The sequence below is a fragment of the uncultured Olegusella sp. genome (genome assembly GCF_947253395.1).
Lineage (GTDB): Bacteria > Actinomycetota > Coriobacteriia > Coriobacteriales > Atopobiaceae > Olegusella.
Map to the genome: position 1 here is coordinate 1 of NZ_CAMXYY010000010.1, position 16,786 is coordinate 16,786.

Annotated in this window: 18 protein-coding genes; all 18 read right to left on the reverse strand. The window is 53.0% G+C overall.

The genetic code is table 11. The features are described from left to right. Positions 1 to 156 precede the first annotated feature (156 nt). The 18 genes from Q0X25_RS01915 to Q0X25_RS02000 all read right to left on the reverse strand — a co-directional run bounded on the left by Q0X25_RS01915 (position 157) and on the right by Q0X25_RS02000 (position 16,688). The gene (locus Q0X25_RS01915) at positions 157 to 1,788 is read right to left on the reverse strand and encodes a hypothetical protein (RefSeq protein WP_298578708.1); all 1,632 of its coding nucleotides are present in this window, start codon (positions 1,786 to 1,788) and stop codon (positions 157 to 159) included. Between the two features lie 13 nt (positions 1,789 to 1,801). Further along, positions 1,802 to 2,983, reverse strand: a complete 1,182-nt coding sequence (locus tag Q0X25_RS01920) for a hypothetical protein (RefSeq protein ID WP_298578710.1) — start codon at positions 2,981 to 2,983, stop codon at positions 1,802 to 1,804. A gap of 1 nt (position 2,984) precedes the next feature. Further along, positions 2,985 to 3,866 (reverse strand): hypothetical protein, encoded by an 882-nt coding sequence (locus tag Q0X25_RS01925; protein ID WP_298578711.1) that lies wholly within the window; start codon positions 3,864 to 3,866, stop codon positions 2,985 to 2,987. A 52-nt stretch (positions 3,867 to 3,918) separates the two neighbouring features. After that, positions 3,919 to 4,788 carry a hypothetical protein gene (locus Q0X25_RS01930; RefSeq protein WP_298578712.1) on the reverse strand — a complete coding sequence of 290 codons (870 nt, stop codon included), beginning with the start codon at positions 4,786 to 4,788 and terminating at the stop codon, positions 3,919 to 3,921. After that, complete coding sequence (locus tag Q0X25_RS01935; protein ID WP_298578713.1) at positions 4,788 to 6,845, reverse strand: tape measure protein; 2,058 nt, start codon at positions 6,843 to 6,845, stop codon at positions 4,788 to 4,790. The genes Q0X25_RS01930 and Q0X25_RS01935 overlap by 1 nt, the downstream gene beginning before the upstream one ends. After that, positions 6,838 to 7,455: a Gp15 family bacteriophage protein gene (locus Q0X25_RS01940; RefSeq protein ID WP_298578714.1), complete on the reverse strand. Its 618-nt coding sequence runs from the start codon at positions 7,453 to 7,455 to the stop codon at positions 6,838 to 6,840. Before Q0X25_RS01940 ends, Q0X25_RS01935 begins: the two co-directional genes overlap by 8 nt. Continuing rightward, the gene (locus tag Q0X25_RS01945) at positions 7,445 to 7,867 is read right to left on the reverse strand and encodes a hypothetical protein (protein WP_298578715.1); all 423 of its coding nucleotides are present in this window, start codon (positions 7,865 to 7,867) and stop codon (positions 7,445 to 7,447) included. The genes Q0X25_RS01940 and Q0X25_RS01945 overlap by 11 nt, the downstream gene beginning before the upstream one ends. Before the next feature lie 74 nt (positions 7,868 to 7,941). Beyond that, positions 7,942 to 8,640 carry a phage tail tube protein gene (locus Q0X25_RS01950; protein WP_298578716.1) on the reverse strand — a complete coding sequence of 233 codons (699 nt, stop codon included), beginning with the start codon at positions 8,638 to 8,640 and terminating at the stop codon, positions 7,942 to 7,944. 8 nt (positions 8,641 to 8,648) lie between these two features. After that, positions 8,649 to 9,050 carry a hypothetical protein gene (locus tag Q0X25_RS01955; RefSeq protein WP_298578717.1) on the reverse strand — a complete coding sequence of 134 codons (402 nt, stop codon included), beginning with the start codon at positions 9,048 to 9,050 and terminating at the stop codon, positions 8,649 to 8,651. Then, entirely contained in the window at positions 9,043 to 9,387 is a 345-nt protein-coding gene (locus Q0X25_RS01960; RefSeq protein ID WP_298578719.1) for a minor capsid protein, read from the reverse strand. Before Q0X25_RS01960 ends, Q0X25_RS01955 begins: the two co-directional genes overlap by 8 nt. After that, positions 9,387 to 9,728, reverse strand: a complete 342-nt coding sequence (locus Q0X25_RS01965; protein WP_298578720.1) for a hypothetical protein — start codon at positions 9,726 to 9,728, stop codon at positions 9,387 to 9,389. Before Q0X25_RS01965 ends, Q0X25_RS01960 begins: the two co-directional genes overlap by 1 nt. Next, positions 9,728 to 10,078 carry a hypothetical protein gene (locus tag Q0X25_RS01970; RefSeq protein WP_298578721.1) on the reverse strand — a complete coding sequence of 117 codons (351 nt, stop codon included), beginning with the start codon at positions 10,076 to 10,078 and terminating at the stop codon, positions 9,728 to 9,730. Before Q0X25_RS01970 ends, Q0X25_RS01965 begins: the two co-directional genes overlap by 1 nt. 2 nt (positions 10,079 to 10,080) lie before the next feature. Further along, positions 10,081 to 10,899, reverse strand: a complete 819-nt coding sequence (locus Q0X25_RS01975) for a hypothetical protein (protein WP_298578722.1) — start codon at positions 10,897 to 10,899, stop codon at positions 10,081 to 10,083. 6 nt (positions 10,900 to 10,905) lie between these two features. Beyond that, positions 10,906 to 11,457 carry a hypothetical protein gene (locus Q0X25_RS01980; RefSeq protein ID WP_298578723.1) on the reverse strand — a complete coding sequence of 184 codons (552 nt, stop codon included), beginning with the start codon at positions 11,455 to 11,457 and terminating at the stop codon, positions 10,906 to 10,908. A 77-nt stretch (positions 11,458 to 11,534) separates the two neighbouring features. Then, positions 11,535 to 11,774: a hypothetical protein gene (locus Q0X25_RS01985; protein WP_298578724.1), complete on the reverse strand. Its 240-nt coding sequence runs from the start codon at positions 11,772 to 11,774 to the stop codon at positions 11,535 to 11,537. Beyond that, positions 11,764 to 13,707: a phage minor capsid protein gene (locus Q0X25_RS01990; RefSeq protein WP_298578725.1), complete on the reverse strand. Its 1,944-nt coding sequence runs from the start codon at positions 13,705 to 13,707 to the stop codon at positions 11,764 to 11,766. The genes Q0X25_RS01985 and Q0X25_RS01990 overlap by 11 nt, the downstream gene beginning before the upstream one ends. Next, positions 13,707 to 15,110, reverse strand: coding sequence for a phage portal protein (locus Q0X25_RS01995; RefSeq protein WP_298578727.1), 1,404 nt, complete (start codon positions 15,108 to 15,110; stop codon positions 13,707 to 13,709). Before Q0X25_RS01995 ends, Q0X25_RS01990 begins: the two co-directional genes overlap by 1 nt. 12 nt (positions 15,111 to 15,122) lie before the next feature. After that, complete coding sequence (locus tag Q0X25_RS02000) at positions 15,123 to 16,688, reverse strand: PBSX family phage terminase large subunit (RefSeq protein ID WP_298578728.1); 1,566 nt, start codon at positions 16,686 to 16,688, stop codon at positions 15,123 to 15,125. Positions 16,689 to 16,786 lie beyond the last annotated feature (98 nt).

Consider the following 16,786-nt stretch of genomic DNA (forward strand, 5'->3'; position numbering starts at 1 on the left):
TCAGCTACGGTAAGCCGCGATTCAAGTCCTTCTATGTCTGACATACCTCACCTCCCCTTGCCGTGTGCAAGATAAGCCCTGTGTCACGCGGGCATAAAAAAGCAGCCCTTTCGAGCTGCTGTGTTGATGCTTTTTTATTGGCTGCTTAGAGCGCTATTACTTACGCCAACCAACCACGCGGGTGATGCCTATGGCGTCATATCTTTTTACCGTTACGTTTGACGCCCCGTTTGTAAGAACTATTTCGCCTGTAGCAAAGTCTCCCTTGCGCTGCGTTGTGTTAATTGTGGTTCCGCTTGCCATATAGACTTTTGTCTTAACAAATGCCCTCCACGTGCGGTTCGTTTCAGATATCGGAGCCGCGATTGTAGTTTGGCAAATAAACGTTTTGCCGTTCGGATTATGAATTTTTGTCATGCCGCCCGCGTCCCCGTCGTTTGTACTGAAAAACACTTCGATGTCGCTATAGTTTGCAAGGCTATCTGAAAGAGTGACGGCTCCAGAAAGCTTTGGCTTGGCATCGTCAAATAACACAACAGGAGCCAGTAAGTGAGCTGCGTGAGTGGGGTTGACGTGGGAGCCATTTATTATGAGCATGTCTAATATGATATTTAATATGAACCCTCCGTTGGAAAGGCTCTGTAGTAAGATTCCCTTGTCGGATGGCATTGGCTCACCTGATTCATCTGCAACCCATGGCATGAACGAGATCGTCTGCCCTAGAGGCATGCTGATATAGGTGCCGGATGGATGAGACCAGAACCGCAGACCACCTTTACACATTGAGACTTTTGTAAAATCTGAATTAGCGCCAAGAGTGATTTCTGATGCTGTGAAGCAGCTTGTTTTATTGCCGTTTGCATCGAAAATTGAGAATTCGTCATCGTCAATGTGGGCATGCCCACGCTCTAATGTGCTGCCTATATCAAGTCCGTTTGCAGTAAGCCGCGCGATGGTGCCGAGAGAGCTGACTCCTGATGTGCCTTTGCTAACTTTGGCCTCTAGTGATTCTGCTGTTTGCGTGATGGTGCTTTCGGCGTTTTCGACTCGTTGAGATAGGCCGTCTATCTGCTCTGTCTTTGTGGCCACTTGTTGCAGCTGCGCTGCTGTTTGATTGATGCTTGTTGTGTGGTCGCTTACCAGAGATGCAAGCTCGCTCTGCTCTGAGTAATGAGATTGTACTGCGGATTGTAGGCCTTGTACTGCCTGTGCTTGCTCTTCGGCTTGCTGTCTCATGGCATCAAGCTGAGCTTGCGCCTGTTGCATTGTCTCGAGTAAGTTGTCTACGGTGACAGTGATGGGGTCGCTAGGCTCGCTGGCGTTCGGCGCGGGCGTGCCGTCCTCTGCATGTGCGTTGTCATAGGCGACAAGAGTAATCTCTGCTTGAGAACCCGCGGGCAAGCCTGGGATAGAAATTATTCCAGCAGCGGAGAATGACCCTACTACATTTCCATTGGCGCGAACTTCCACGTGGTCAAAGTCAGCGGGGATACCGCCTTCTAAAGTCCCGTTCCACCCAACGGAAATAGTTCCTACAGATGAAACTACGTCGATACCTGTTGGCTTTCCTGGCGGGGTCGTATCGCCGACAAATGGGGCGATGCCTCGAGAAACTCCTGCTGCGTCGGTGCCTGCTGCTGCGCCGATTACGGTACGGGTTCCATCTGGGTTGTCGATTGAAATTGAACCGCTTAGTGCATTTGCTTGCTCTGTCGTGGCGTCGTCGCTTTCTGTTGCCATATGGGCTAATACTTCTAGCGGGCTGTTGTTAATCTTGCGGTGTAGCATTTTGCTCCTTTGGTCACCAAATAGGATCTTGCATTACGTCGAAAGTGAGCTTGATTGAGGATGACTCGGTGCCACGCATCTCCATGAGGCGCATGCGATAGATGCCGTCGGGGATACTTGGAAAGTCGGCGATGTCGATGTCGAACTGCTCGCCACACCAAAATGTTCCGAGCTCTGGCGCGTATGGGTCTTGTGCATTGATTTCGCCTGTAAGCTGCAATGCGGGACGCTTTGATGCGTTAAGGCGTGCCGTGGCACTGCTTAGGGCTAAATGCTTTGGTAACTGCTGGTTTTGATAGCTTGCCTCGGCTAGTGGCCACGGGTCGCGCTGCGTGATTAGCGTTTTGTCTTCTGCCATGGCGCATATCATCGCTTCGTCTTGCCCTTCTCCTGTTTGGTAAACGCGCTCGATAGGCGCGGCGTGTGCTACGGAAATGTTTTGCAGAGTCCCGCCACCACGGAAGCACGAGAGTGTTTTTATAAGGCCGCGTTGTGGGAGATGTGGTTCACTGTCGCTTCCTGCGATAAAGCGGTAGCGCATGTGCGAGGCATCTATGAGATATGGGCGAATTTGCATGTCTGGAGCGCCGTTGTCGGAGGCAAGATTTTCTAGAATTTTTTTGCAGCTCATGACTGCGGAGCCTTTGTAATTGCGCTCATGAATGCCTTTTTCGCCGAGATAGGGTAAATCTATGGGCAGGGCGCCGCCGAGCTTATCTCCTGTGCATGCTTGAATTACGCCGCAAGCAATAGCACGACGAGAACAGCCTTTCCATGCGTATGCAGAAGATGTTCCTCTGTGGGCGTTCTTGCCAAAGGTGCCGTCTTTGACGAGGAAGCGCGATGTGAGCATCGCGTAGGGGCTGAGCAGTGAGAATGATGTGTCATTCATGGTGTCGGTACGTGCGCCAATGGCCCCTGCGAGGATAGGGCGTTCTACATCGTCTAGACCATGCCAGCAGACAAGGATGGAACGGCGAAGAGAAGCTACTTCTTTGGCTTTTGCTGCCTGTGTCCTTCCTGGAATGGCATCCCATGGGACTTTGAGGTTAGATGCCTCTAATTGGCCTGGTCTCGTGTCTCTAGTTGTGCTGAGAGTTGATGAGTTGATGTCGGCCGTCCATGAAAAGCTAGGAAGCTCAATGGGGGCTCCGATAATGCCTGTCATTGTGTCGAAAAGATAGCAGCGCCACATATTATCTGACGACCCCAGCGTCGATGATTTGGAATTGCATGCCGAGGAAATTCATGCCGTTTTCGTTGGCTGCGACCCTGTAGTTGAACTGGGCATCTCCTCTCAGCTTGTCTTTTACTGCTATGGAGTGAGTACCTGCTGGTACTGTCACATAGGCATCGAACATGCGGACTGCCCAGAACTGGCCGATGGTCAATTCGCCTGATGCAACGATTTCTCCGTCCACGAGGAAGGCGACGTATTCAGAAGTTTCTTTTCTAGCGCTTACGCTACGGGAATAGCGGAGGTGCAGAATGCGGTCAGTTGGCAGTGATATGGTGGCTGCGTTTTGAAGTTTCCAGTTGTATGGTTTTTGATTGCCATTGGTGGTGTCTTGGTAGGAGTGCAGCACGCCAAGGCTCGCGCCGTATGGGATGGCATAATCAGCGGTGCCATTTTGCGTGGCGCTGGCGGTGGTGACGGCGCCTGCGGGCATGAGCATAGAGACGATTTTCGTTGCGTATGTTGGGATTTGTGGCTCTGTTGGTATGGCTTCTGCGGTTCCTTGCGTTACGCCTAGCGTTACAAGGTTGTCTGAATCGCCTTGAGTAGCGTCATGGGAGGTAATCCAGAGCGTATCTATACGCGGATTATCCGTGTCATTTGCGGCCACGGTAAGGCTTCCGCCCTCGCTATAGGCAAGCGTGTTGCCATCTGATGTGCCTTTAGAGCAGACGGCAACGCCCGCCAAAACATTGTAGGCGAGTGAATTAGTACCTATAACTTTGAGGCCGCTGATGATGCCTTTGTTTGGATAAAGTGCCGCCACAATTTGACGGAGGGCGGTATCTGTCGTTCCTACTCCGTCCCACGTCTGTCTAATCGGAAATGCTGTAGTGCCCATGTCTCACCCTTCGTTGACTTATGCTTCTTAGGAGGATGAACGGACGCTCACGCTATATGTAAGTATCTCGGCACTCGGCGCTCACGTGGCCTTCCCCGCTTGCGCTCAGGGCGAGCGTGATAGAGCCACCAGCGGGGATGGTAGGCCATTCTCGGTGCGTGAGAGAGCGGGTTACATCCACGCCATTGATGTTTGCTGTGCGGCTTAGGCAATCAAGCACAACGGGTGCCCACGCCACGGGATGGCTATAGGAAAGCTGTCTGCCTGTTCCTACGTCGGTGATGGTAAATCCTTCGGGCAGGTTGCCTGATGCACGGATGACGGGATATGACTCACTTGTACCGCTGTTGGTGAGCGTGCAAACGTTTTGTGTTGTGCTGATGCCAGAAAAGCTTATAGGCGACGTTTTGAGAATGCCTGCGGCGTTAAATATCAGTCCTCCTTGGCTTGCTAGAGCTGGAATCATTACGCCTGAATGCGCGGCCCACGAGCGGCGGCGCGGGTCTGCACATGTAGCGCTCACCGTCACATGGCATCTATTGGATGTGAGTTGTTCATCATCAGCGGTGATGCGGATGTGTCCTGTGGCATAAGTGTCTGATTGGGCATCAGCGACTCTGAGAACTGCCTCGGTATGGGATAGGCGATTAAGCTTTTCTAGGGCTGCTCGGTATTCTTGGCGCGTTGGTGCTTTGACAAGAATGTCGAGCGTTACAATGCGCGATGCGTAGAGCACGGCTGCATCGCTAATTGGGAAGTCACCATCACCTGTCTCTCGCTTGGTCATCTCAACTTTGAGATCTGGAGTTCCCCACCACCCTTTAATGCCTCCGTTATAGATTGCCATGTGATTGTCTCGCGGCTTATCAGCGGGGATATAAAGTTCCTCACCGTGGGCGTAGAACCATACTTTAGCTGCCATTATCTCACCCCTGCCAGTGCCATCGCGTTGCGATTAAGAATCGCGGCGATGACGTATTCATCACGGTCTATGGTCGTGATGTATTGATTGATTGTTTGGTTGACTACTGCGTTACCGTTTTGCCCGCTTGAACGTGAAATTCCTGCACCGATAGCGCTGAATACTTTTTTATTGAGTGGGAGGGCCGCTTCTTTGTCCCTTCCTTCGCCGATGCCGATTACGCTCGGTGAGTTAAAAACGCCACCTTTTGCATACCAGCTAATGTCAAAGCTGGGTGCGCTGGGAGGGATAAGGCTAAAGCCGCCCTTTATGGTGACGTGTGGTAGCTTGAGCTTGGGAAGCGACCATTTGAAATTCATTACGCCTTTGATTGTGTTAATGGCATTCTGAACGACTGATTTGGCTCCGTTGATGGCGCCTGTAATTCCTGATTTGATGCCATTCCAGATGCTGCTAGTTGTGGATTTGATGCCATTCCAGACGTTGTTTACCGTGCTTCTAATGCCGTTTACGACGTTGCTTACTGTGCTTCTAATGCCGTTCCAAACGCCAGAAGTAGTACTGCGGATAGCATTCCAAACGCTGGAGGTAAGAGACTGTATGCCCTTCCATGCGCCTGAGACGAAGCCTGAGACAGCACCAACAGCCCCACTGACTGTGCTGGTTATTGCGCCCCAAGCTGCTGAGATGATTCCTGCAGCTCCCTGGATGGCAGAGCCGAGGAGGCTTGTGAAGCCTTGCCAGATTTGTTTTCCCATTTCGGTTTGGGTGAAGAACCACACAAGACCTGCGGCTACGGCTGCGATAGCGATGGCGACTGGCGCAAGCCCACCTGCGAGACTTACTAGGACAGCCCCGAAGCCTTGAATAGACTGGATTCCCGCCATGGCGGCGAAAAGAGTTTGTACGCCTGTGACAATAGCGCCGATAGCGGTTGCTGCGGCTGAGGCGGCTTGCATGCCTGCCATTGCTGCGGCTACTGCTCCAAGACCTACCGCTACCGAACTGATAACGTCTGCGTTGTCGGCCATGAAATTAAGTACGCCTGCGAGTGCATCGACAGCGGTTTGTAGCGCTCCTCCGAGTACGTCTGATACGGATTGCAGGCTTGGTAGGTTTTTAGCGAATGGCTTGAATGCTTTTGCTGCTGCGCCTGCGAGATTATCAAAGGCTGATCGAAGCCCTGAGAGGTCAACGGAAGCGAACGCATCGGATACGGGTTTGAGGAGTTCTGGGATGCTGCTGATTCCGTCTGAGAGCACATCCATTGCTCCTGTGATGGCTGGCTTTATCGCATCGAGTACCTGTGCGCCTACGCCTACAACGGAGGCTTCAAGGTTGCCCATGGCGCCCTCGATGGTGGCGGTAGAGGTTGCAGCCTCTTTAGCAACGTCAGTCATGCCAAGTTTTTGGACGGCTGCGAAAAATTCATCTGAGGAAATTTCACCGTTTCGCATGGCGTCTTCCCATGAGCCAGAAAAGGCGCCTGCGTCTTGTAGTGCTTGCTTGAGCTGGCCAGATGCGCCAGGGATTGCGTCGGAAAGCTGACGGAAGTTTTCCGTTGTGAGTTTGCCTACGCCTGCTGTTTGGGTCATTACTAGGCCGACACTTTTGAAAGTGTCTTTATTGCCGCCTGCAACGGCGTTAAGATTGCCTGCGGCCTCTGCGAGTGAGTCAAAGTTTTTAACGCCATTGCTGGCGAGCTGAGCAGTAACGCTGCGGATGTCGTTTAGGTCGTAGACGGTTTTATCTGCGTATTCTTGGGTGCTTTTTGTAAGCCTGTCAATTGTGCTGGTATCTAGGCCTGCAAATTCGAGAGTTGACGCAAATTTCTGGGCACCATCTGATGCCGCTATCATTTCGCCTGTGAGCGAGCCGACCTTATCCACAACAATATCTAGGGCTTTACTGGCTGCAGCGAATGCTGTTGCACTAAACTTTCCGCCGCTGCCAACTTTTGATGCAGCCTTCTCAGCACCTTGCTCGATTGCCTCGAAGCCTTGCAAGACTCCTTGATCATCGAGAATTGCTTTGATTGTTATTTGTCCGTCAGCCACGGTTTAGCCTCCTTTTCCTCTCTTCAAATGCTCGGGTAGCGACATCGTTTTCTTGCTGAACTTGGTCTTTTGTGTGGTGATTATTTGGTGTGCCTTTAAGCCTGTAGAAGCGCCTGCCTTCTTCCCATGCACAGCGTTCTTCGCGGGTTATGTGCTTACCTGTCGGCGGTTTCCCGAGGCGGTATTTGAGAGCTTGACCCATGGGGGTTTCTTCAGGTGCGAGCATGAGCAGGGTCATAGCTTCGGTGTAGGGGAGGTTTAGCAGCTCGTCATATGACAGGCCATAGGCGGCGCGTATAGTAGCGGTGATTTTCGCTTTGTCTTCGTCAAAATCGAGAGCTGCATCCTCGTGGGGACGGGTGCCATCGATATCAATGCCGAAGCAATCCCAAAGCGTTTCGCTGAGTGCTTCTTTGGCCTCGTCTCTGTAGGCTTCAATGAAACCTTGAGGGTTAGGGTAGAGCATGGTAAGAAGTACCTCTGCTCGCTCTTCGTTGTCGAAGTAGTCATCTTGGAACAGCTCAAGGATGAGTTGAAAGTTCGAGAGGGTGTCATGCACACGCAGACGGCGCCCGAGGATTTCGTGGATGTGCCATGTGTTAGATGGCATTGTCTGTCAGACCTAAGTAATGATTTGCACGTTCCTGGGTCTTGGCGCCCATAGCGTCAAGCTGTTTGACCCAAAGACTCGCGATGTGCTCTAAAACTGGGATGAGATAGTACACAACCTCTTCTTCGGGCACTTCGCCGTCTTTAGTCAGGCTGCATAAGCACAAAGCGATGATTTCATCGCCTATTTGTGTGCCACAGAGCAGCTGTAGACCCGATTTTACGGCGTCTAATTGCTCGTGTGGGTTTTCACCTGTCATGGCTTCAATTTGAGCTTTTAGCGGCTCCCATTTGGCCACCATCTGCTTACAGGCGCTACGAGTGGCGGGGATTTGCCATCTATGATTTTCATCGAAGACGATTTCAATAAATGGATTTACAAGCAGGGATTTCAGCGCTGTCGTTTGGGTCATTTTGTCTCCTAACAAAAAATTGGGCACTGCCGAAGCTGTGCCCAATAGTGTTCTATCTGTCACGCCGATAGCGCTTAAGAAACGGTTACATCTACAACAGTGCGGATGCTTGGCTTGGCCACGCATTTGATGGAAAGCTTGGTCTTGCCCTGCTTGACGCCTGTCACGACACCGCTTTGGTCAACGGTTGCGATAGCGTCATCTTCGATGGCGTAGACACATGCGCCCGATGCTGCCTCGGGGGTTACGGTAAGCGAGGCGTTTGCGGTCTTTCCAGTCTGGACAGTTACGGCTTGGGCTGTGATCTTATCGGGGAACTGAGTCTTATCTCCTTCGGTAAATTCTGGGCGTCCGTTGAAATAGGCGGAGAAGCTAAATGCGCCTTTGTCGTTGGCGTCACCGCCGCCTGCGGTAATGTCTTGGATGGTTACTTCGCCCTCTTCGATTTCGCCATTTGGTGCGATGTGGCGTAGGTGGGCGATACGTGCTGAACCTGTTTCGTAGCGCAAGCCTGCGACGTAATCTTGTACGGGGTCGCCATACTTGCGATTGCCGTCGAATTTATAACCAGCTTTGATGCTGGTCACGTCGTTGGAAGCGACACCGCCTCCGTCATAGTAGCTGTCATCACTGGTTTCTTCATCGTCGTCTGCTTCAATGCTTGAGATGCCAGGGCCGATATAACCCCATGTTGGGGTTGCAGCGGATGGGGTGAGGTTGAGTAAGAATAGGTTTGTGTAGTTCGGCGCGAAGCCGAGGTCGGTAGTGCTCATTCGGTCTCCTAACTAAAGTCTGATGGTGTGTCTGTATAACAAATTGTCACGGTGGCGGAGTAGCCGTGTAGGCCGTTCTCGGGTTGCTCGGCTTCGGTGGCACCCGCTGACACGCGTGCGTCAGTGACTACGTAGGACGCACCAGAGAGCGCCCCAGACACCGCAATTCGGGATGCTGCGTCACTCGATAGTGTAATTGCCGCGCCCTCGTCTTGCATACGTGCAAACACGTCTATCTGTTGCTCTATGTCCTCGGTGCCGTCCATGTAGGTGCGCTGGGTAATGGCGGGCAAAAGGCGGATTGCCACCCCTTCCTCGCCAGCGTTGAGTGGACGGAGCTTCACGGCGGGGTATCCAGCGCCTTCCAGCACAGCTTTACACTTGCGTAGGATGTCTAGCTCTTTAGCCACCAAGCACCAGCCCCTTTACTAGCTCGGCCCACTGCTTTGCACGTTTGGCTTTGGCTGCTTCGAACCACTTAAGAGACGCAAGCGGGTTAATGCTGCGATTTGGCGTGCCTGTGTAGTATGCGTATCTTGCATACGGGGTGTTCCATGTCGCCTCTTGGTCGCTTGCGAGCTGGGCGCTGTTCTTGAGGTCGCCTGTGTCTACTTTGACGTAGCGGTTTGAATCAAAGGCTACGCGCTGGGTAAGCGCACGGTTTATGTTGCGGAGACGCTGGGTGCTGAATTTGCGCTGCAAGCCCTTTAGATCTGAATCCATTGAGAATGAAATTGTCTTGCCCATTATCCTAGCGTCACCTCCCAGTGATGGAGCGCTCCCATGGGGGCAAACTCTTTGATGCCTTGCACGATGCCAGAGCGAGTCGCCCCGTTGCGTGTAAGCGTGATGCGACTTTTTAGTGCGGGGCACTTAGCGGGGTTGCTGTGCTTGGCATCGATAAATACCGTTGTCGATGGCTGTTTGCCTTCTGCCCACGATACGCCAGCCGCCGCCTCCTGCCACATTACATATACGTCTGTGATGGTGTACGGCTGCTTGTAGGAGGCGCCAAACTCGGCGGTTGTGTCTGGCTCCTCTACCGTGATGGTGTCTTGCAGGAGATAGGGCGGAATCTGCGGCAACATCAGTACATCACCTGACAAAGTAGCCCTGTGCCTACAAGTGTATCGGCGATAGCGGATTTAATGCCTGTCTTCCATGCTGCGGTATCTGGCACTGCTCCTAGAGAAAAGTCTCCGATACGTACAGAGCCGCCGCCTTCTGCACCATGACTTGCGCCTGTAGCGGTGTCGTAATCAATGGCAGCTGTAATGGCTTGCTCTGCCGCTTCCTGCTGCCATGATTTTGGCTCGTTGGGGTGGCAGATAGCTTTAACGGCGGCAGAGCACGGCTTTAAGCAGGCGGTAAATGTCTGCTCGTCAGCCGTGCCACCGAGCTGTTGGTAACGAGAGTATGTCAGCTCAGGCCATGCCATTGTTACGCCTTCTTAGAAAGGTAGATTCCTGGCTTCTTGTTCTTATAAACCACGGTGCCGTAGACCCAGCGGAGCTGTGTGAGCCAGCCGTCGCCTTTGGTATGGGTGCCAGGAGCGAACGTGTAGGTCACGGCTCGTTTGGTGATGTAGCGGATGGTGTTCGTTCCGCCGCTGATGCCGAGGAAGTTAACGTTGTTGCCAAGAAGAGCTGCGGGCACTTCGTAGATGTTAAAGCCATCGTAGTTGCCGACCATATCGGTAACAGCGCTCTCGCCTGCGAACTCGCGGTTCACGGCGTTCTCAAGCGCTGCCACTACGTCGGAGGTGCAGTAAAGATCACCACCTGCGAGACCCTTCTCGGTGAATGCTGAGCGCATTGCGCGGATGGATGCCTTCACGTCGGTGATGCTTGCTTCGACTTTGCTTGCCCCTGCCTGCTTGACGGCTTCTGCGAAGAAGTCGGTATCGATGGCGGGTGCGAAGATAGTACGCTCAAACTGGGCAACCTCTTGCGTGGTGAGGATGGCTGCGGTATCTGCATCCTCAACGGCGTCAACGTAGAACTGCATCTGCTTGTCATTAGCAAGCTTGTAGGGAGTGTAGGTAAGCGTTGCGCCATGCTCGGTAGCGAAACGGTCGTAATCGTCTGGCTTGGTAAGTGATCCAAAGCTGATTTCGGGAACATTTACGGTACGGCCAGAGACGAACTCGGCGCCTTGCACGGCGTACTTGTTGGCGTAAGTAGCACCAGCAAGAACTTCATCGATAGCGGTGGCAAAGCTCTCGGGAAACTTGGAGATAGTGTTGGGGGATGCGGGCATAATGCATTACTCCTTTGCTTTAAGGCCTGCCGACTCTCGAATGCGTGTATCGAGAGCACTAGCGGCGCTGGCAGCTCCTGTAGGCTTAAGGCCTGTCGAGCCGCCTTTCTTTTCGGTCTTGAAGAGGTAGGGGCAATCGGCAGCGAGCTTACTCACATCGCCGTCGTAATCGTCAAGAAGTGCCATTGCAGCCTTGGTGTTCACGCAACCTGCAGCGGAAAGCTTAAGCTCAAGTTTTTCCTGCGTGGTTTGTGCCTTGTAGGCTTCGAAGTCTGCACGGAGCTTGGCGGTTTCATCGCCTGATGCTGCTTTGCTTTCAGTAAGCTCTGCGAGCTGCTTTTTAAGCTCTGCGATGGTTTTGTCGCGGCGGCGGATATCAGCGTCGTACTTGCTGCGGTTTACCGTGGAGCTACCGCTGGGGTCTTTGGACTGTGTGTCCTCGCCTGTGGGTTGCTCGGTTCCTGCTGCTGCATCTCCAGTTTGCGGGTCGTTGGTGTTAACCTCGCCGCCCTCGGGGTCTTTGGTGGTCTCCTCGCCCTTGGTGGGGTCATCCAGCATAAATAAACCTCCCTCTTGTGTGCTGAGCCTATCTCAGCAACTAGAAGGGAGGTTAAAAGGTAGCTCACGCGAAAAGGTTAAGAGGTAAAGCTCCCAAATGTCTCGGGGTATGCTACTTGTAGCCGCGGATAATAGAGCGCAAGCGCACGCATTTCATCGGCAGAAAGAATCTCTTGTGCGTGTGCGTAAGAACTCCATTCTGGAAGTTCATCAAAATGTTCGCTTGCAGCGGCATCTAGCTTGCGCCCAGCGCCCATCAAAACAGAGCGTTTTATTCCTAGCTTCTTACAGATACCGTTAATATCTCTAGCGGTCATGCTCGCCCCCTATGATTGCATCGTAAATAGCATCTGCGATTACGTTGTTATCTGGGCCATGTACTCCGTAATACCTCAATCCTTCGGCGATAAGCTCATCGTCTTGCATGCCAGATTCTGCTCCATCAAATGCGTATTCTGAAAAATCTCTTAGCGTAGATACTTCTTCAGATGCTTCATCGCTAAACCTTATTTTAGCATCCTCAGATGAATATCTTGCTGGAATCTTGGCTTTTACCAGCTCATTTAATACGGCTCTGCTTGCTTTTGTCTGCGGTAGATAGCGCTCACCATTACGATATGCAATGAGGTTGTCCACCTCACTTTCCCATTCTTTCTCTGAGAGTAGGCGTTGCGCTGCCATGTGTCCTATCTCGTGGTAGGCAACCTGTTCTATCTGGTCTGCATCTAATCTACGGGCTTGTTTTTTATCAATCTTGAGTAAGAATGAATTGCCTCGACGCCCAAGGTGTGCAACCTCTCCGTCGAGGGTCTCGGCGCTAATGTATCTGAGCGCTGCTGGGTTGAGACGCATATCTTTCATCGCAAGCTCAAGACCAGAGAGCAGTGCTATTTGCTTCTTCTCTGCGATACCGTTAAGGTTTGAGCCTTTCGTTATTCCTGCTGAGTTTCTTTCGTTGAATAGTGCAAGTTTGGCTTCTGCGCGTTCTTCTGGGGTCGCACCATTGCATTTCGCATAATCACGGCGTGCCTGCACTGTTCTTCCGCCAAAGGTGCCACCAAAATCTTCACCTTCCCATGCCTTCATGGATGACTTGCGCCGCGCTCCTCTTGGCTGTACATCCAGCTCTGGCGCTTTTTCACGGCTGGCATCACGGCGAAGCCATGGTTTGGAAGAGACAAGTTCACGGAGTTTTTTCTGGTCATTCCAGATTTTTGCCTTGGCTTCTGCCTTCTCAAGCTCGGTCGCTTCTTTGTTTGCGGCAATGCGTTTGTTCTTGCGTATATCGGCTTCTAGTGCTCGTTGTTTCTGCGTGTCTTTGTAGACTTCCTCGCGATTCCAGCCTGCATCTTCGTCGGGAGTTGTGCTGTAGGAATGACCCATGCCTGGCACCCAGGGTGCGAAAGAGTGACGGCAGTTTATGCCTCCCAGTCTGTCTGCGAGGCTCGCGTGTGTGCCTGTTTTGCCTTCGTATCCTGTAGCTTCGTAGAAGTCAGCTATTTCTTCGCCATCAATCACGGTAGCGCCTGTAAGGCTGTAGATTTTCCCTTGCCAATCGGCGTGTGAGGGGCGAGCGCCCGTGTGAGAGCTGACCTCTACAAACTTGCAGCCTGCACCATCACAAATATCCATGGTGCGCTTACAAGTCGCCTGCGTTATCTGGGTGCGAAGGTGGCGGCGGATGGCGACATCTGCTTTGTCTTTGCGCTGGCGTCCTTTGCTGTCGTAAGTGACAGTACGAATCCCACGATCTGCCATCTCGCGAGTAGCACGCTTTACCGCGTCTCTGGTGCCTTCGGCTCCTGATGCTACAAACGTTACATGACGGCTTAGCACGTCGAGGTAATCCGCCTTTGCGCCCTGTGCCATTGCGAGGTTATCGCGCCTAAGTGTCTCTAGGACGCCTGCCATAACATAAGCTGATGATGTGTGTAGCTTTTGACGGATGGGCTTTGGAAGGTCGTAAAGGTCTTTTTTCACGCGCTTGAGGTCGTAATCGTCACTTGTAGCAAGAGCGTGCACTACTTCTTGCGTGGCGGCAGATTCTAAGGCTCGTTTGTGCTCGGCAAGGATGCGGGCGATATCCTTATCGAGGGCGGCGGCATCCTTGAGCATTTTTGGGAAGTCGTCGCCACGCTCGATGCAAGCTTTTGCTTGAGCGATGAGCATCTGCATGATGCCTCGCTCTACATCGCCTACGACCTTGTGCAGGCTCTCCCCTAACTGCTCTATCTGCTCTGGGGTGAGCATTACAGCATCGTACCTAGCGGCTGCGATTGTGCGTCTTGTGCCTCTCCCGTAATGGTGCGGGCTTCATCCTCGCTCATGCCGAGGTATTTCACAGCATAAAGCCAGCGCGGCATAACGCCTGCGCCAACCTCGGAGAGCGCCATCGTGCGCTCTTGTACGGTGTCGGTGATGATGGAATCATCAAAGGTGGCGGCTACTTTGGTATTAAAGCCCATCAGCGCAAGCACTGCTGTACAGATACGCTCTGCTGCTCCACGCAAGATGATTTCGTGCCGTCGCATGTTGCGCATGAGAGCGGCGTTATCGCTTGCGACCTCGGTGGCGGTCTTGAGTCCTCCTTGAGGCGTTAGGCGGAAGTACTGCTGGCCGAATCCTGTAAGATCACCTAACACTTCTAGAGAGGTGTCAAGGGCTTGCCTCAAGGCATCGATGCGAATACTGGGAGAGAACACTTGAATCATGTCATCTGTGCCGCTGCCTGCAACTGAGCGGATGACCGTATCGTCAAAGCTCATGGGGCGCGTGATACGCTCTCCCTGCTCGTCCACCACATCGAGTAAGGCATCGCTCATGAAGACTTTTGTTTTAGTTGCGTCAATCTCGCGGCTGATGCTGTCGAAGGCGTTATCTACCAGCTGAATTGCGCCGATGGCATCGTCGAATATGGAAGTGCCCATTGCTGAGATATCGGCATGAATGTTCTCGATAGCGGGACGTATGAGGGCAAATGTAGGCACCGATACGCCTGTGTTGTAATCAGTGATGATGCCGTCAAGCGTTACTTCTTTATCGCTTTTGACGTCGAAGATGTGTGTCACGATGTGGTAGGTGCCATCATCGCCTATCACATGCGCCTGTAGCTGGGTTAGCTCTTTGCCGCGGGCGTTAACGCGGGTCACAAAAGCGCACTCGCTGCAATCGTCTATGTCCCATGAGAGTGGAAGAATTGCCCTAGCGTCATAGGTACGAGCACGAATCTTGCGAGTACCGTCTTCGTCTTCGGCTATCCAGAGCGCCCAAGCGCCTGTACCGAGGCCGAATGTCCGCTCTACCAGTCCCTCTCCGAGCAGGTCAAAAGCTGTTTCGGCTTCCCATGCGCTTAGGGCGGCGTTTGCTGCCTCATCATCTGGGCATGAGATGCTAAAGCCTTCTCCCATGAGCAGGCTTGCCCATTCTTTGCAAACGCGGCGAGCCATGCGCATTGTGAGCCGATGACGGCTGATGCGGATGCGCTGCCCACGGGCACCTGGGATTACTTCGTTTCCGCTGTAGAACTCTGCGGTTGAGCTATACCAGCTCCACCATTCGGCTATTTTCGTTTGCATAGAGGTATCGGGGATGTAGCCCATGTCTTTTAGCGTGTTTGTGATAACGGCAGGGATTGAGAATTCATCTTGTGCCACAGCTCAGCCTTTCTAATCGAGGTCTTTACCTCGATATGCTGAGCGGCGCTTCACGATGGGCATTACTGCGTAGCGGGTAGCGTCTATCCAGTGGTCGTCACCGTCGGGGATTTCTTCGACAAAGCGTCCGTCGCGGAGCATGCGGTACTGCTTTGTGCGGACTTCTCGCGCGAGGTTGGGGCAGCGTTTAGGGTCGATAATCCATTTGATGGATGCGAGCCAGCGATAGGAGGCCATACGGCGCCCTCCTTTATCTGCTGGACGAGCATTGATACCGCTATCGCGCTGCTGCGCTATTACGGTTGGGTCTGCGCTATCTGACTCAACGGGTAGGTGATGATAAATGCCTCGTTTGGCATCACCCTCGCGCCATGTGAGAGCCTTGTGGATGCGCTCGGCTTGGCGGTCGGGTGTGAGCTTGTTGCCGCCGTCTTCGCGGAAGGTGAGTAGCGTCCTCGCGCCTGCTTGCCATTCTGAGAGGGTGAGCGCCCATGGGTCGGGATACCAGCCGAAGTCTTGGCCTGCTAGCTGTCTATCGAAGCTGGATATTTCTTCGTCGGTGATTTCGCGGAACTCTACGCGGTCAAAGACAAGACCGCCGATACCGACGCTTTCTCCTTTGTACTCGTGTCGCCATGCCATTTCATCGGTTTGGCGGAGGTCTTCTGCATCGTCGAGCATACGACCTGCTACCCACTCGGGCGGGAGATCGTAGATGGTGGAGCGCCATACGCGTTTCCCTGCATCTTCGCGACGCTGGCAGACGCGGTTTACCCAGCTTTCAGCCATGCGCGGCGGGTTGAAGGTGTAGAAGCGGAAGAATTGGGCATCGGCACCGCCGCCACGGGTGACGGATTGCATAACGGTGCGTAGCTCGGCGAGACCGTCGAACATGTCTACTTCTTCGAACCAGACGTAGGCGTAGTATTGTCCTGCTGGGGCCTTCATGGATTTGGTCTTGCGCGGGTCATCGCAGCCTTTGAAGCGGATTATTTGTCCTGTCTCTTTGCGAATAGCGCGGAGCGGAGCCTTGCGGAACTCCCACTCTTCGGCACAGCCAAACGTGGTAACTGCGTCTCTTATTTGCTCGTAGGCGCTGCCTTCCATATCGGCGCCGACTTTCATGAAAACATAAGCTGAGCGGTCTGGGTGCTCCATCATGCCGCTTATTATCTCGAGGGCTACGTGCGTAGACTTACCTGATGCGCGTCCTCCTGGAAGCCAGAATTCGTGTTCGTCTTCTCGTAAAACGTGGTAGTGAACGTCCCAGAACTTGCACCCAGTAAGGCGAACAAAGTCGTGTTCGCAGGGCTTGCCTTCTTTGCTCTCCCGTGCTTTGGCTTCATCGTCTAGGGCTTTGAGCAGCTCAAATGAGCGGGGGTTGCCTTTGATGGCTGCATTAACTTGCCCCGAGACGATAGCAGCTGCATAGCTTACGTCTTCATCATCGAGAGCTGGAAACATTGCTTTTATCTTTGCTTCTGATGCGCCTTGCAGGCGAGCGTCGAGCATGGAAGAAGCAAGAGCTGCCATGTCACGGCGGCGACGACGAGCGGCACCGCTAGCAATGCCGCCCATCGTTGCTATGCGCCTCTGTTCATCTTTTGTTCGCATGCTCTGAGGCTTTAAGTTTTTTGTGCCGCGCGTCTTCTTTTCCATGAGAGGAAGTATCGCCG

What these genes read in the sequence shown, in the direction of transcription:
- Q0X25_RS01915 (WP_298578708.1), bottom strand. Translation starts at nt 1,788, where the DNA reads ATGCTACACCGCAAGATTAACAACAGCCCGCTAGAAGTATTAGCCCAT.
- Q0X25_RS01920 (WP_298578710.1), bottom strand. Translation starts at nt 2,983, where the DNA reads ATGTGGCGCTGCTATCTTTTCGACACAATGACAGGCATTATCGGAGCC.
- Q0X25_RS01925 (WP_298578711.1), bottom strand. Translation starts at nt 3,866, where the DNA reads ATGGGCACTACAGCATTTCCGATTAGACAGACGTGGGACGGAGTAGGA.
- Q0X25_RS01930 (WP_298578712.1), bottom strand. Translation starts at nt 4,788, where the DNA reads ATGGCAGCTAAAGTATGGTTCTACGCCCACGGTGAGGAACTTTATATC.
- Q0X25_RS01940 (WP_298578714.1), bottom strand. Translation starts at nt 7,455, where the DNA reads ATGCCATCTAACACATGGCACATCCACGAAATCCTCGGGCGCCGTCTG.
- Q0X25_RS01945 (WP_298578715.1), bottom strand. Translation starts at nt 7,867, where the DNA reads ATGACCCAAACGACAGCGCTGAAATCCCTGCTTGTAAATCCATTTATT.
- Q0X25_RS01950 (WP_298578716.1), bottom strand. Translation starts at nt 8,640, where the DNA reads ATGAGCACTACCGACCTCGGCTTCGCGCCGAACTACACAAACCTATTC.
- Q0X25_RS01960 (WP_298578719.1), bottom strand. Translation starts at nt 9,387, where the DNA reads ATGGGCAAGACAATTTCATTCTCAATGGATTCAGATCTAAAGGGCTTG.
- Q0X25_RS01965 (WP_298578720.1), bottom strand. Translation starts at nt 9,728, where the DNA reads ATGTTGCCGCAGATTCCGCCCTATCTCCTGCAAGACACCATCACGGTA.
- Q0X25_RS01970 (WP_298578721.1), bottom strand. Translation starts at nt 10,078, where the DNA reads ATGGCATGGCCTGAGCTGACATACTCTCGTTACCAACAGCTCGGTGGC.
- Q0X25_RS01975 (WP_298578722.1), bottom strand. Translation starts at nt 10,899, where the DNA reads ATGCCCGCATCCCCCAACACTATCTCCAAGTTTCCCGAGAGCTTTGCC.
- Q0X25_RS01980 (WP_298578723.1), bottom strand. Translation starts at nt 11,457, where the DNA reads ATGCTGGATGACCCCACCAAGGGCGAGGAGACCACCAAAGACCCCGAG.
- Q0X25_RS01985 (WP_298578724.1), bottom strand. Translation starts at nt 11,774, where the DNA reads ATGACCGCTAGAGATATTAACGGTATCTGTAAGAAGCTAGGAATAAAA.
- Q0X25_RS01990 (WP_298578725.1), bottom strand. Translation starts at nt 13,707, where the DNA reads ATGCTCACCCCAGAGCAGATAGAGCAGTTAGGGGAGAGCCTGCACAAG.
- Q0X25_RS02000 (WP_298578728.1), bottom strand. Translation starts at nt 16,688, where the DNA reads ATGGGCGGCATTGCTAGCGGTGCCGCTCGTCGTCGCCGCCGTGACATG.